10 protein-coding genes are annotated in these 12,897 nt (G+C 62.6%); 6 read left to right on the top strand and 4 right to left on the bottom strand.

Annotated elements, in window-relative coordinates:
- Positions 1–209 precede the first annotated feature (209 nt).
- From RO009_22175 to RO009_22150, 6 genes are all read left to right on the top strand, one after another.
- The gene (locus RO009_22175) at positions 210–1,406 is read left to right on the top strand and encodes an efflux RND transporter periplasmic adaptor subunit (GenBank protein MDT3687744.1); all 1,197 of its coding nucleotides are present in this window, start codon (positions 210–212) and stop codon (positions 1,404–1,406) included.
- An 11-nt stretch (positions 1,407–1,417) separates the two neighbouring features.
- Positions 1,418–4,588: a multidrug efflux RND transporter permease subunit gene (locus tag RO009_22170; GenBank protein ID MDT3687743.1), complete on the top strand. Its 3,171-nt coding sequence runs from the start codon at positions 1,418–1,420 to the stop codon at positions 4,586–4,588.
- A 21-nt stretch (positions 4,589–4,609) separates the two neighbouring features.
- Positions 4,610–6,910 carry a xanthine dehydrogenase family protein molybdopterin-binding subunit gene (locus RO009_22165; protein ID MDT3687742.1) on the top strand — a complete coding sequence of 767 codons (2,301 nt, stop codon included), beginning with the start codon at positions 4,610–4,612 and terminating at the stop codon, positions 6,908–6,910.
- A 145-nt stretch (positions 6,911–7,055) separates the two neighbouring features.
- A complete protein-coding gene (locus tag RO009_22160; GenBank protein MDT3687741.1) occupies positions 7,056–7,493 on the top strand; it encodes a cytochrome c in 438 nt (145 codons plus the stop codon).
- A 128-nt stretch (positions 7,494–7,621) separates the two neighbouring features.
- Positions 7,622–8,539 carry a cytochrome c gene (locus tag RO009_22155; protein MDT3687740.1) on the top strand — a complete coding sequence of 306 codons (918 nt, stop codon included), beginning with the start codon at positions 7,622–7,624 and terminating at the stop codon, positions 8,537–8,539.
- Positions 8,540–8,651: 112 nt separating this feature from the next.
- Positions 8,652–9,599 (top strand): DMT family transporter, encoded by a 948-nt coding sequence (locus tag RO009_22150; protein MDT3687739.1) that lies wholly within the window; start codon positions 8,652–8,654, stop codon positions 9,597–9,599.
- A gap of 14 nt (positions 9,600–9,613) precedes the next feature.
- Here the strand turns inward: RO009_22150 and RO009_22145 are convergent, their stop codons facing one another.
- The 4 genes from RO009_22145 to RO009_22130 form a co-directional block, all read right to left on the bottom strand.
- Entirely contained in the window at positions 9,614–9,850 is a 237-nt protein-coding gene (locus RO009_22145; GenBank protein ID MDT3687738.1) for an Lrp/AsnC ligand binding domain-containing protein, read from the bottom strand.
- Between the two features lie 63 nt (positions 9,851–9,913).
- Positions 9,914–10,501, bottom strand: coding sequence for a HupE/UreJ family protein (locus RO009_22140; GenBank protein MDT3687737.1), 588 nt, complete (start codon positions 10,499–10,501; stop codon positions 9,914–9,916).
- Complete coding sequence (locus RO009_22135) at positions 10,498–11,070, bottom strand: HupE/UreJ family protein (protein MDT3687736.1); 573 nt, start codon at positions 11,068–11,070, stop codon at positions 10,498–10,500. The genes RO009_22140 and RO009_22135 overlap by 4 nt, the downstream gene beginning before the upstream one ends.
- A gap of 80 nt (positions 11,071–11,150) precedes the next feature.
- Positions 11,151–12,824 carry an FAD-dependent oxidoreductase gene (locus RO009_22130; GenBank protein MDT3687735.1) on the bottom strand — a complete coding sequence of 558 codons (1,674 nt, stop codon included), beginning with the start codon at positions 12,822–12,824 and terminating at the stop codon, positions 11,151–11,153.
- Between the last annotated feature and the right edge of the window lie 73 nt (positions 12,825–12,897).

Raw genomic sequence — 12,897 nt, 5'->3', positions numbered from 1 at the left:
CCTCTTGAACGCCGATGGCCCATCAGACCTTTGGCGGACATTGACGCGGATACCGACGCGGGCCGTATGCAGACAGACTGGACGCAGACATGGACAATGACGGCGTTCGCCGCTATCTGGGGTCCGGGCAGGGAATACCCGCGGGTGGTAAACGCATCCGCGCACCTTAGATGCAATTCTCACTGAAGCAGGACCATTTCCGGCCCGTCATGAAAGCAGATATTCGCCGCTTCCGACCCGCGCACGCCGGTCTTTTCGCCGTGCTCGCCTCGTTCTCGCTGTCCGCCTGCGGCGAAAGCCAGCAGCAACGGGCCGCGCCTCCGCCACCCGCCGTCACCGTCGCGGAGCCGGTCAAGCGCTCAATCGTCGATTACGATGAATATGTCGGCCGCTTCGTCGCGGTCAATTCGGTCGAGATCAGGGCGCGCGTCTCCGGCTATCTCGACAAGGTGCATTTCACCGACGGGCAACTGGTGAAGGAGGGCGATCTTCTCTTCACCATCGACAAGCGCCCGTTCCAGACCGCGCTCGATCAGGCCAAGGCCAATATGCAGCGCGCACGCGCCGATCTCGCCTTCGCCGAAAGCGATCTGGAGCGCGCCTCCCAGCTCGTGCGCGACAAGACCATCACCCAGCAGGCCTACGACCAGCGCACCCAGGTCAAGCGGGTCGCCGAAGCCGGCGTGCTGGCGCAGGAAGCCGCTGTGCGTCAGGCCGAACTTGATCTTGAATTCACCGAGTTGCGGGCGCCGGTTTCGGGGCGCATCGGCGACCGCCGCGTGTCGCCGGGCAATCTGGTGACCGGCGGCACAACCGGGACGACGCTTTTGTCCACCATTGTGACCACCGACCCGATCTGGTTCGAGTTCACATTCGACGAAGCATCCTATCTGCGCTACGAGCGCATGGCGGCGGAAAGCACTGACGTCGCTTCGCGCGGCGGCTCGTCGCAGGTGCGGCTGAAACTGATCGACGAGAAGGATTTTTCCCACGTCGGCCGCATGAACTTCATCGATAATGTGATCGACAAGGCAACCGGCACCATTCGCGGCCGCGCAGTGTTTGCCAACAAGACCAATCTCGTTACGCCCGGCATGTTTGGCCGCATCCAGGTGCAGGCTTCGGCGCGTTACGAGGCGCTGACGATTCCCGATTCCGCAATTGGCAGCGAACAGGCGCGAAAGTTTGTCTATGTCGTCCGCCCTGACGATACCGTGGCGCAAAAATATGTGACGCTTGGGGCGTTGTCCGACGGCGATCGCGTCGTCACGGAGGGTCTGGAACCCGACGATCGCGTTGTCGTCAACGGGTTGATGCGGGTGCGGCCGGGCATCAAGGTGACACCACAAAGGAATGGCGGCACGACGACTCCGGCGCATTCCGCCGCCGCTGACACGAAGAAATAGGATTTGCAGGCATGCGCATTTCCCATTTCTTCATCGACCGACCGATTTTTGCCGCCGTCATTTCGATCGTCTTCATCATCGTGGGCGGGGTGGCGTTCCAACGGCTGCCGGTTGCGCAATATCCGGAAATCGCTCCGCCCATCATCAACATCACGGGACAATATCCGGGCGCAAGCGCCGAGACCGTGGCGGAAACGGTGGTCGCTCCCATCGAGCAGCAGGTCAACGGCGTCGAAGGGATGCTTTATCTCTCGTCCAATTCGACCGCCGACGGCCGCTTTTCGATTTCAGTCACCTTCGACCTTGGCATCAATCTCGATATCGCCCAGGTGCAGGTCCAGAATCGTGTGTCGACGGCGACACCGCGCCTGCCCGAAGCGGTGCGGCAGATTGGCGTCACCGTTGCCAAAAGCTCGCCGGACATCCTGGCCCTGGTCAACCTCATTTCGCCGGACAAGTCGCGCGACACGATCTTTCTGACAAATTACGCCAACCTGCAGATCAAGGACGTCTTGACCCGTCTTGACGGGGTCGGCTCGATCACCGTGTTCGGTGCGCGCGACTTCGCGATGCAGATCTGGCTCGACCCGACCCGGCTGCAGTCGCTCAACCTGACGGCGCAGAGCGTCACCGCCGCGCTGCACGGGCAGAACATCCAGGTCGCCTCCGGCGTCCTTAACCAGCCTCCGGCCCCCAATCAGCTTGCGTTTCAGGTCGCGGTGCAGACGCTGGGCCGTCTGTCCGACCCGGCCGAGTTCGCCAACATCATCATCAAGCAGACGCCCGACGCGGTGGTGCGGCTGAAGGATGTCGCGCGCGTCGAACTGACCGGCCAGGATTATTCATCCGCCTCCTATCTCAACAAGGACCCGTCGGTCGCGATCGCCGTGTTCCAGCGGCCGGGGTCGAACGCGCTGGCGACCGGCGACGCGGTGCGCAAAACCGTCGCCGACCTCTCCAGAAATTTTCCGCCCGGCCTCGAATACCGGATCATCTACGATCCGACGCAATTCATCCGCCAGTCGGTGGAGGTGGTGATCGAGACGATTTTCGAGGCGGTGATCCTCGTCGTTCTGGTCATCATCCTGTTCCTGCAGACTTGGCGCGCGGCCGTGATTCCCATTGTGGCAATCCCGGTGTCGCTGATCGGAACGTTCTTTTTCATGAACCTGTTCGGCTTCACGCTGAACAACCTGTCGCTGTTCGGACTGGTGCTTGCGATCGGCATCGTGGTCGATGACGCGATTGTCGTCGTGGAAAATGTCGAGCGCAATATCGAGCGTGGTTTGAGCCCCCGCGAGGCGGCGATCCGTTCCATGGATGAGGTTGGCGGTGCGCTGGTCGCGATTGCGCTGGTGCTTTGCGCCGTCTTCGTGCCGGCGGCCTTCATCACCGGCATTTCCGGACAATTTTATCGGCAGTTCGCGTTGACGATTGCCGGCGCCACCGTGATTTCGCTGATCGTGTCGCTGACCTTGTCGCCGGCGATGTGCGCCTTGCTGCTGAAGCCGCACAAAGGGCGCGAGGAAGACAAATGGTGGGAGAAACCGATCCACGGATTCTTCCGGATTTTCAATATCGGATTCGGCTGGCTGTCGTCGCGCTATGGCACGCTGACGCGCCGGACGGTTCGGCTTGCGCTGGTGATGCTCGGCCTTTACGCGGTCATCATCGGATTTGGCCTCAACGAGTTTCGCAAGGCGCCGCAGGGCTTCATCCCGCAACAGGATCGCGGCTTTCTGATCGTGGCTGTGCAATTGCCGCCAGGCGCTTCGCTGGAGCGCACGGACAAGGTGATCAAGCGCGCAGCTGAGATGGCTCTGGAGACCCCGGGCATCAGCGACGTCATCAACATTGTCGGATTTTCCGGCGCGACATTCACCAATGCGCCGAATGCCGGTGCGATTTTCGTCATTCTCGACGCTTTTGCGAAGCGCGCCAACAATCCCGGCCAGACGGCTGCTGCCTTGCAGGGCGCCCTGTTCGGCAAATATGCCGCCATCCAGGAAGCCTTCGTGATCGTGGTGCAGCCGCCGCCGGTGCAGGGCATCGGCAATGCCGGCGGCTTTCGCATGATGGTCGAGGACCGTGCGGGCCGCGGACCGCAGGCGCTGCAGCAGGCGGTCGCGGCCATGATGGGCAAGGCGGCGCAGACCCCCGGCCTGCAACAGGTCTTCTCGCTGTTCGAGGTGTCCACGCCGCAACTCTATCTCGACATCGACCGCACCAAGGCGCAGATGCTCAGCGTCAGTCTGCCGGACGTGTTCAGCACCCTGCAGATCAATATCGGGTCGGCCTATATCAACGACTTCAACCTGTTCGGCCGCACCTTCCGGGTTCAGGCGCAGGCGGCGGCACCGTTCCGCATGGAGGCCAAGGATATCCTCAATCTGAGGGTGCGCAATGCGAGCGGCGAAACCGTGCCAATCGGCGCATTCACGACGGTGCGCGACATCAGTGGTCCGTATCGTGTGCCGCGTTACAATATCTATCCGGCGGCCGAGCTCGACGGCGCGGCGGCCCCCGGCTATTCGCAGGGTCAGGGTATCCAGATCATGGAAAAGCTGGCGGCGGAAACATTGCCGGACGGCTTTGCCTATGAATGGACGACGCTCGCCTACCAGCAGATCAAGGCCGGCAACACCGCAATCTTTGCCTTCGCATTGGCTGTCGTGTTCGTGTTCCTGGTGCTGGCCGCGCAATATGAAAGCCTGACCTTGCCGCTCGCGGTGATCCTGATCGTGCCAATGTGCCTGATCGCCTCCATTACCGGAGTGGTGCTGCGCGGGCAGGACAACAACATCCTCACCCAGGTCGGGTTTATCGTGCTGATAGGCTTGGCCTCGAAGAACGCCATCCTGATTGTCGAATTCGCCAGACAACTCGAGCAGCGGGGCCGGGACCGCTATCAGGCGGCGGCCGAAGCGGCCGAATTGCGGTTACGGCCGATCGTGATGACCTCGCTCGCCTTCATTCTCGGCGTGATGCCGCTCGCGATCGCACTCGGGGCAGGCGCCGAACTGCGCCGTGCGCTTGGCACGGCCGTGGTTTCGGGCATGTTTGGCGTGACGGTCTTCGGCCTTATCTTTACGCCCGCTTTCTACATCATGGTGCGCTGGCTCGAGGACAAGCTGGTGCGCAAGCGGCCTGCGGAAGTCGCCGAGTCCGGTACGCAGCCCTGATCTGAGGACATGACTTAAGCCATGAAATTCGGCGTCGGTCAGGCTCTGGTCCGCAAGGAAGACGATCCGCTCATCCGCGGGGCAGGGCACTACGTCGCCGACTATGCGCCCGAAGGCTTGACCCATGCGGTGGTCGTGCGCTCGCCGCATGCACACGCGCGCTTCAGGATTGTGGATGCCGAGGCGGCGCGCAAATGCCCCGGTGTCCGGCTGGTGCTGACGGCGGAGGAGACGAAACATCTGGGACACATGCCCTGCGTGGTGGGCGTGCCTAGCGTCGAGATCCCCGTGCCGCCATGCCCGGTCTTGGCGGTCGACGAAGTGCATCATGTCGGAGACGCCGTCGCGTTTGTGGTTGCCGACACGCTCGATCAGGCGCGCGATGCGGCCGAGAAGATCGAGATCGACTGGGAGGCGCTCCCCCATGTCACCAATGCGGAAGTGGCGTTGAAAGAAGGAGCGCCGCTGGTCTGGCCGCATCTGTCGACCAATCTCTCCTTTGAGAAAACATTCGGCAACAAGGCGAAGACGGATGATGTATTCGCCAAAGCCGCAAAGATTGTCTCGCTGAAGGTCGTCAATCCGCGGGTGGTGACGAACTACATGGAAACCCGCGGCGTCACCGCCGAATATGATTCCGGCCGCGGCCGGATTACCCTCACTCTCGGCAGCCAGGGCAGCCACATCATCCGAGATGTGATCGGTCGCGAAGTCCTGAAGCTTCCCGATGAGAAGATGCGGGTGATCACGCCGGATGTCGGCGGCGGTTTTGGCACCAAGCTTTTTGCTTATCGCGAGTATGCGCTTGCCGCTGTCGCTGCAAAGGCGATTGGCCGCCCGGTCAAATGGGTCGCCGACCGCAGCGAGCATTTCCTTGCCGACACGCAAGGACGCGACAACATCACGACGGCGCGTCTCGCACTCGACGAGAAGGGAAAATTTCTGGCGCTGGATGTCGATCTGATTGCCGACATGGGCGCCTATCTCTCCACCTACGCGCCTTACATCCCCTATGTCGGCGCGCCGATGCTGCCGGGCGTCTACGACATTCCGGTCTGCTTCATCCGCGTGCGCGCTGCCTACACCAACACGGTGCCGGTCGACGCTTATCGCGGGGCGGGGCGTCCCGAAGCGTCTTATGTCATCGAACGCCTGGTCGACAACGCGGCGCGCGAGGTAGGAGTGAATCCGGATGCGCTGCGACGCAAGAATTTTATCAAGCCGAAGCAGATGCCGTATGAGACGGCGACCGGAAAAGTCTACGACACCGGCGAATTCGCCGACCATCTGGCGCGCGCACAGGAGATGGCGGACTGGGATGGCTTCAGGAAACGCGCGGCCGCCGCGAAGAAGAGGGGCAAGCTGCGCGGCATCGGCATTGCAAGCTATATCGAGGCTTGCGGTGCCAATGGACCGGAAACCGCCAACTTGAAGCTGGAAAAGGACGGAACGGTTACGCTCGCCATCGGCACGCAATCGACCGGGCAGGGTCACGCGACCTCCTATGCGCAGATCGTCGCCGATCATCTCGGCATCTCGCCTGACCGCTTCCGGATGATCCAGGGCGATACCGATCGCATCGCCACCGGCGAGGGCACCGGCGGATCAAGCTCGATCCCGGCGGGCGGCGCCTCGGTGTCGCTCGCCGCGAAGAAACTCGCCGACAATCTGAAGGAAATCGCCGCGGACGCGCTGGAAGCATCTCCGCGCGACCTTGAATTCGACGACGGCGTTGTGCGCGTCACGGGCACCGATCGCGTGATCTCCTTCCCGGATCTCGCCGCGCGTGCAGAGGCGACCGAGGACAAGCTCTCAACGGCCGACGCCTACCAGCCGGAAGGCTCGACCTTCCCCAACGGCACTCACATCGCCGAGGTCGAGATCGACGAAGCGACCGGCGAGACGAAAATCGTGAAATATGTCGTGGTGGATGATTTCGGCGTGACGCTGAACCCGCTGCTGCTCGCGGGCCAGGTCCATGGCGGCGCGGTGCAGGGCATCGGGCAGGCCCTCATGGAAGACACGATCTACGATCGCGAGTCGGGCCAGCTCGTCACCGCCAGTCTCATGGACTATGCGTTGCCGCGGGCGCTCGGCGCCCCGCCTTTCGAGTTTGAGACACGCAACGTGCCCTGCAGGAACAATCCGCTGGGCTTCAAGGGGGCGGGCGAGGCCGGGGCCATTGGCGCCTGCCCGGCGGTCATGAATGCGGTCGTGGACGCGCTCTGGCGCAGCTACCGGGTGCCGCATGTGGACATGCCGGCGACTCCCGCACGCGTCTGGGCCGCGATCGAGGAGGGTAAGCGCTTGCTCCGGCTATGAATTTGACTTCACGACTTCGTGAGCAATTTGTGTGCATCGCCGCTCTGTTACCTTTGAGGAATATCAAAGTAGAACCGGGGTTGTTCCAGCCAGCGGCGGAACTCTCCGCCGGTCACCTGATTGCGCCAAAAACGAGGGGAATTTCATGCTTATTCGTACGGCTTGCGTTGTCGTCGCCATTGCTGTCAGCGCCACGGCTGTGATCGCCCAGTCTGATCCGATTGCACAGCGCAAAGAGACGATGAAGGGCGTGGGTGGCCAGGCGAAGATCGGCGCCCAGATGGTCAAGGGCGAAATGCCTTTCGATCTGGCCAAGGCGAAGGCGATATTCGCGACCTATGCCAACGCCGCGGCCAAGATGCCGGCGCTGTTTCCGGAAAATTCCAAGACCGGCGGCGAGACGACGGCCGCGCCGAAAATCTGGGAAGACACGAACGGCTTCAAGGCCCGCTTTGCCAAGTTTGAAACCGAAGCCAAGGCGGCCCAGGCCTCGGTGAAGGACCTGGATAGCTTCAAGGTGGCCTTCGGGGACATGGGCAAGAATTGCGGCGGCTGCCACGAAACCTTCCGTATCAAGAAATAATCCGGCTTTCGCCGGCGACCACACGGGGCGGCCGTCGATGACGCGCCGCCCTCGCTTTTTGGGCGCCCGGCGCGCGCATGACTTTTGCCGGTCGCGCGCTAGACTCGTTTGGAATCGGGGAGTGAGCAATGCTGCGCAAGCTTGTCATTCTGGCGGTGGTCGCCGGCGCGATTGCGCTGGGGGTGTTCTGGTTCGTAACCATCCCCGCCACCGTGCAGGCCTCGGCGCTCGGCGCGCATCAGCCCAATCTCGAGAACGGCAAGACCATGTTCTATGCCGGCGGCTGCGCCTCCTGCCACGCCACGCCGGGTCAGGAGGACCGCACTCGGCTTGGCGGCGGGCTCGCTCTGAATTCGCCCTTCGGCACTTTCCATGTGCCGAATATTTCGCCGGACCCGAAAGATGGCATTGGTAACTGGAGCGAGGCGCAGTTTGTCACCGCGATGCTGAAGGGCACGTCGCCCGACGGCACGCATTATTATCCCGCGTTCCCTTATACGTCGTACCGTCTGATGGGAGTGTCGGATGTGCGCGACCTGTTCGCTTTCATCAAGACGCTGCCGGCGGTGCAGGGCGAGGTGCGCGATCACGACCTGCCGTTTCCCTACAACATCCGCCGCACACTCGGCGGCTGGAAATTTTTGTTTCTCGGCAGCGACACCTTCCGCCCCGACTCTTCCAAGACCGCGCAATGGAACCGCGGCGCCTATCTGGTGAACGGGCCGGGCCATTGCGCCGAATGCCATTCGCCGCGCAATGCTATGGGCGGGATCGAATCCGGAAAGCGCTTCGCCGGCGGCCCCAATCCGGAAGGCAAAGGCTGGGTGCCCAACATCACCCAGGCGGGGTTGAAGGACTGGAGCGAGAAGGACATCGCCTATCTGCTGGAAAGCGGGAACCTGCCGGACGGCGACTCGGTCGGCGGGTCGATGACCCCGGTAATCCGCAACACCTCACAGCTTTCGGATGACGACCGCATGGCGATGGCGGTCTATCTGAAATCGTTGGCGCCGGTAGAAGGACCGCTGCGGCCGCAGACGAAGTGACCGGCGCACAGCCGTCCCATGCGTCCGGAGCCCTTGCTTCGGCCACGATCATCGGCGACAGGTTAATGCTCGCTGCGAGGCCGCCGGCCGTCGCCGTCTGCATCCGCCACCGATGAATCTCTACAAAGCCGTCTTCCTCACCCTCATCTCTGCCTTTCTGTTCGCGGCGATGTCGGCGCTGGTGCGTTTCACCGGCGCCACAGCGCCGGTCGGGCAGGTCGTGTTTTTCCGCGCCGCCTTCGCGATCGTACCGGTGCTGCTGATTTATGCGATCCGGCGCGAGCTTTATTCCGCGATACACACGAAACGTCCGCTCGGCCATGTCGGGCGCGGTTTGTTCGGCGTCGGCGGCATGTTTTTCAATTTCGCTTCGCTGGCGCGGCTTCCGCTGGTGGATGCGACCGCTTTCACCTTCACCGCGCCGCTCATCACCGTCGTGTTCGCCGCAATCTTTCTCAAGGAGCGTGTGCGCATCTATCGCTGGTCCGCCGTCATTGTCGGCTTTCTCGGCGTCATCGTGATGCTGTGGCCGCAATTCGACGCGTCGCGGTTCTCCGGCACGGCGAGCCAGGTGGCGGCTTTTGGTGCGCTGCTCGCCATCACGGCGGCTTTGTTCAATGCCGGCGCCGTGATCCAGACACGCCGCCTCACCGATACTGAGGCCACACCTTCGATCGTGTTCTACTTTTCGCTCATCTGCGCCTTGGGCGGATTGGTGACGTTGCCGCTTGGATGGATCAGGCCGGAACTTGGGTGGATATGGCCTGCGCATCTCGAACTTGCGGCGCTGATCGCGACCGGCATCCTCGGCGGCTTTGCGCACATCCTTCTCACCGAAAGCTACCGGCATGCGCCGCAATCGGTGGTCGCCCCTTTCGGCTATACGTCGATGGTCTGGGCCCTGGTCCTCGGCTATTTCATGTTCGATGAAGTGCCGGTTCCGCTGGTCTTCGCCGGTGCTGCGATCGTCGCGGCTGCCGGCCTGTTCGTGATCTATCGCGAGCGCCAGCTTGGTCTCAAGCGCGCGCCAGAGCCGGAAGGCCCGCCCGGCGTCGGATAAACCGCAGATAAAACTCAAAACGCCTTGAATGTGATGATAGTGCGGGTGTCCTGGATGCCGGGAATGATCTGCACCTTCTCGTTCACGAAATGGCCGATATCGGTCGAGGGGTCGACATAGAATTTCGCCAGAAGATCGAACTCACCCGCGGTCGAATAGATTTCCGACGCGATTTCCGAATCCGCCAGACGATTGGCGACCTCGTAGGATTTGCCAAGCTGGCATTTGATTTGCACGAAAAACGGAATCATTCGGCGCTCCAATGACTTGTGGACCGCAATCCAGCAAAAAGCCCCCTGTTTGGCAAGCCGGGCCTATTTCGCGAGCCGCAGGGCCAGCACAAGGATGGCGCCGGCCGCGGCCCAGGAGCCAAGGATGCGCCGGCCGGTCATCTGCCAGGGCTGGTTTGCCCGTGCCGAGAGCGCAACAACCAGGGTGAACACGGCGAGCGCGCCGAACGCGGTGCCGCTCAGGGCCATCAGCGTGTCCCGCACCGAGAGCAAAGCCGGCACTGAATCCAGCATCAGCGCGACGGCGCCGGCGACGATCAAGGCCGCCGGCAGGAGCGGCGGCAGCGGCCAGGCCAAGGCGACGAGGACACCATTGACCGCGCACAGCCAGAGCAGGGCGTTGCGGGTGTCGAGCGCGACCGCCGCCGCGATGAGAGCGATCGCTGTGATCAGCGCGGCGGAAAATAGCGGAAGGATGATGCGGCGGCGTGCGGACGCTTGTTGTCCGGCCAACAGGCCGAGCGTCAACAGCAACAGAGCGTGTGCAGGCACCAGCAAAGGGTGGAGCAGTCCGCCCGGAAAGCCGCTGACGCCTTCGATCACGGTATGCGCATGTGCAGGCGTGCCCGACGCGGCAAGGATCGTCGCAAACGCCGCGCGGCGCAGCCTCATATCAGCCGGCCAAGAAAGACGAGACCGGCAATGGCGATCACGCTGCCGGCCGCGCGTACGGCAAGGCGCCCTTGCGGCCATTGCGTCAGCAGGCCGAAGGCGATGCCGGCAAGATGCAGCGTTCCGGTGGCGATGACAAAGCCGAGCGAATAGGCGAGCGCATCGGCGCCGTCCGGCAATTCGGCGCCGTGTGCATAGCCGTGAAAGATGGCAAAGAGGCCGACCAGCAATGCGGCGACCACAAGATGCGCCTTGGCGGCGAGCGCCACCATCAGGCCGAGCACGACCGCCGATATGGCGATGCCGAATTCGACGCCGGGCAGGGGAATGCCGAGAATGCCGAGCACGCCGCCAAACGCCATCACCAGCGGAAACACGATTGGCAGAATGAAAATCGCGGGAGCACCGAGAAAGGCGCCCCATAATCCGACCGCCACCATCGCGGCGACATGATCGAGGCCGAACAGCGGATGCAGAAAGCCGCCGGCAAGTCCTCCCGCCAGCCCACCCTCGGTATGCGCGAATGCCGGGGTGATGAGAGCCGTGCCTGTCAGCGCCGTTGCCACAATGTAACGCACTGCGATCTCCGCCCCTTGTGTCGGCAGGGCAACTTAATCCGGATGGCGCAGAGGCGGCAATATCGGGCTATTTACGCTGCCTTGCGTATGGCCGCGACTGCGGCCCCGCGGATCAGATCGACCAGAGAAAGTGGATCGATCGGAACGTCGTCGCCGCGCCAGCCGATGTGCTGGTCGGGACGCACAAGCGCGAGCTTGTGCGAATAGAGCGCGCCGGCTTCGGCCGCTTTCACGTCAAGGAGCGCCAGAGGCACGCCGCGTTTTTCGGCGGCGCCGATCAAATCCGAGACATCGACGCTTTCATCAAAACGCAGCAACGTATAGTCCGGTCCCAGCGCGTCATAGAGCGAGCGCCCGTCATCCAGCCACAGATGCGGCGCGCGGCAGCCGGGCACGGTGGAGGGCGTGAAGTCGTACATGTTGTAGGCGGGCGGCTCGGCGCCGTCATAAGCAATGATCGGCGAGTTCTTGTAGAAATAGCCGAAATTCAATCCGCCGCAGCAATACTGGTTGACGTTGAGATCATAGGCTTCCTGACCGATGCGCGCGCGCGCCGCGTCGCCTTCCGGCCCCGGCGCTTCCACTTCCGGCGGCGTCGACTTGCGCTGCTTCATGTTCTTGAGCGCCATGTCCATCGCAAAATGCGAGACCTGTTCGGTGATTGGCTGACGCTCGGCTTCATACGCCTCCAGAATGTCGGGCGCGGCCCAGCCTTTCAGCGTCCCCGCCAGCATCCACGACAGGTCCATCGCGTCGGCGATGCCGGCATTCATGCCGTAGCCGGCATACGGAATCCACAAATGCGCCGCGTCGCCGCAGATGAAGGCGCGGCGGTCGCGGAATTTGTCGGCAACGAGACGTCGCCCCACCCAGTCTTCCTTCGACAGAATTTCATATTCGAAATCCGGTCCGGCACCGAGAATGGTGCGTAGCGCCCAGTCGCGGTCGATGAAATCAAAATCCGGCTCCCCGTCATAAAGATGATTATGGATGAGCCAGGTTTCCTTGCCGTCGATGGCGATCACCGTGCCTGTGCGGCGCGGATTGAGCGACAGATACATCCAGGCGCGCTCGCCCGGCAGCATCGATAGCAGTTTTGGGGCGCGGATATAGGTCGACTGCACGCGCTGGATCACTGGCGTGCCGGAGAGCTGTGCACCGATCTTGCGCCGGATGGTGGAGCGGCCGCCATCGCAGCCGACCAGATAATCAGCGGCGATTGTGATCGTCTCGCCGCTGTCGAGGTCGCGGGCCAACGCGACCACGCCGCGATCATCCTGCGAGAAATCCTGAACCTCGATCCGGTTCAGGATCCGCACGCCCGGCATTGCCGCCGCGTGTTCGAACAACAAGGGTTCGAGGTAAATCTGGTTGATTCGGTGCGGCGGTTCCGGCGTCGGCCACCAGGTATCTGGCCCACCTTTGGCCGTATAGCGCTTGTCGCGCGCCGGAATTGGGATGCGTGCCAATTCGATTCCGGTCGAGGTGGTGCGATAGGACGCATCATTCGGATAATCCGCCGGTAGTCCCGCATTGCGCACCTTTTGCACCAACCCGAGCCGGCGAAACACCTCCATAGAGCGGGCGGAAACGTGATTGCATTTCACGCTTGGCGGCTCGCCGGGATAGCGGGTTTCCGCCACGATCACCTCGATGCCGCGCCAGGCGAGATCCATGGCGAGCGTCAATCCGACCGGGCCGGCCCCGACAATAATGACGCGGGCGTGTAACGTAGTGTCATTCATGGTGAGCTGCGCTTCCTCGCTCCGACATTGTGGATTCTTTTTGTCGATGTCAGGCTCGGGTTGATCCTTGCAT

The sequence above is a fragment of the Pseudorhodoplanes sp. genome, assembly GCA_032027085.1.
Lineage (GTDB): Bacteria > Pseudomonadota > Alphaproteobacteria > Rhizobiales > Xanthobacteraceae > Pseudorhodoplanes.
Note: the sequence above shows the minus strand (reverse complement) of the source record. Positions and strands in the feature narration are given on the sequence as shown.

Excerpts from the sequence above, each read along its gene's own strand:
- RO009_22165 (MDT3687742.1), top strand. The coding sequence starts at position 4,610 with ATGAAATTCGGCGTCGGTCAGGCTCTGGTCCGCAAGGAAGACGATCCG.
- RO009_22160 (MDT3687741.1), top strand. The coding sequence starts at position 7,056 with ATGCTTATTCGTACGGCTTGCGTTGTCGTCGCCATTGCTGTCAGCGCC.
- RO009_22140 (MDT3687737.1), bottom strand. The coding sequence starts at position 10,501 with ATGAGGCTGCGCCGCGCGGCGTTTGCGACGATCCTTGCCGCGTCGGGC.
- RO009_22150 (MDT3687739.1), top strand. The coding sequence starts at position 8,652 with ATGAATCTCTACAAAGCCGTCTTCCTCACCCTCATCTCTGCCTTTCTG.
- RO009_22130 (MDT3687735.1), bottom strand. The coding sequence starts at position 12,824 with ATGAATGACACTACGTTACACGCCCGCGTCATTATTGTCGGGGCCGGC.
- RO009_22145 (MDT3687738.1), bottom strand. The coding sequence starts at position 9,850 with ATGATTCCGTTTTTCGTGCAAATCAAATGCCAGCTTGGCAAATCCTAC.
- RO009_22170 (MDT3687743.1), top strand. The coding sequence starts at position 1,418 with ATGCGCATTTCCCATTTCTTCATCGACCGACCGATTTTTGCCGCCGTC.
- RO009_22175 (MDT3687744.1), top strand. The coding sequence starts at position 210 with ATGAAAGCAGATATTCGCCGCTTCCGACCCGCGCACGCCGGTCTTTTC.
- RO009_22155 (MDT3687740.1), top strand. The coding sequence starts at position 7,622 with ATGCTGCGCAAGCTTGTCATTCTGGCGGTGGTCGCCGGCGCGATTGCG.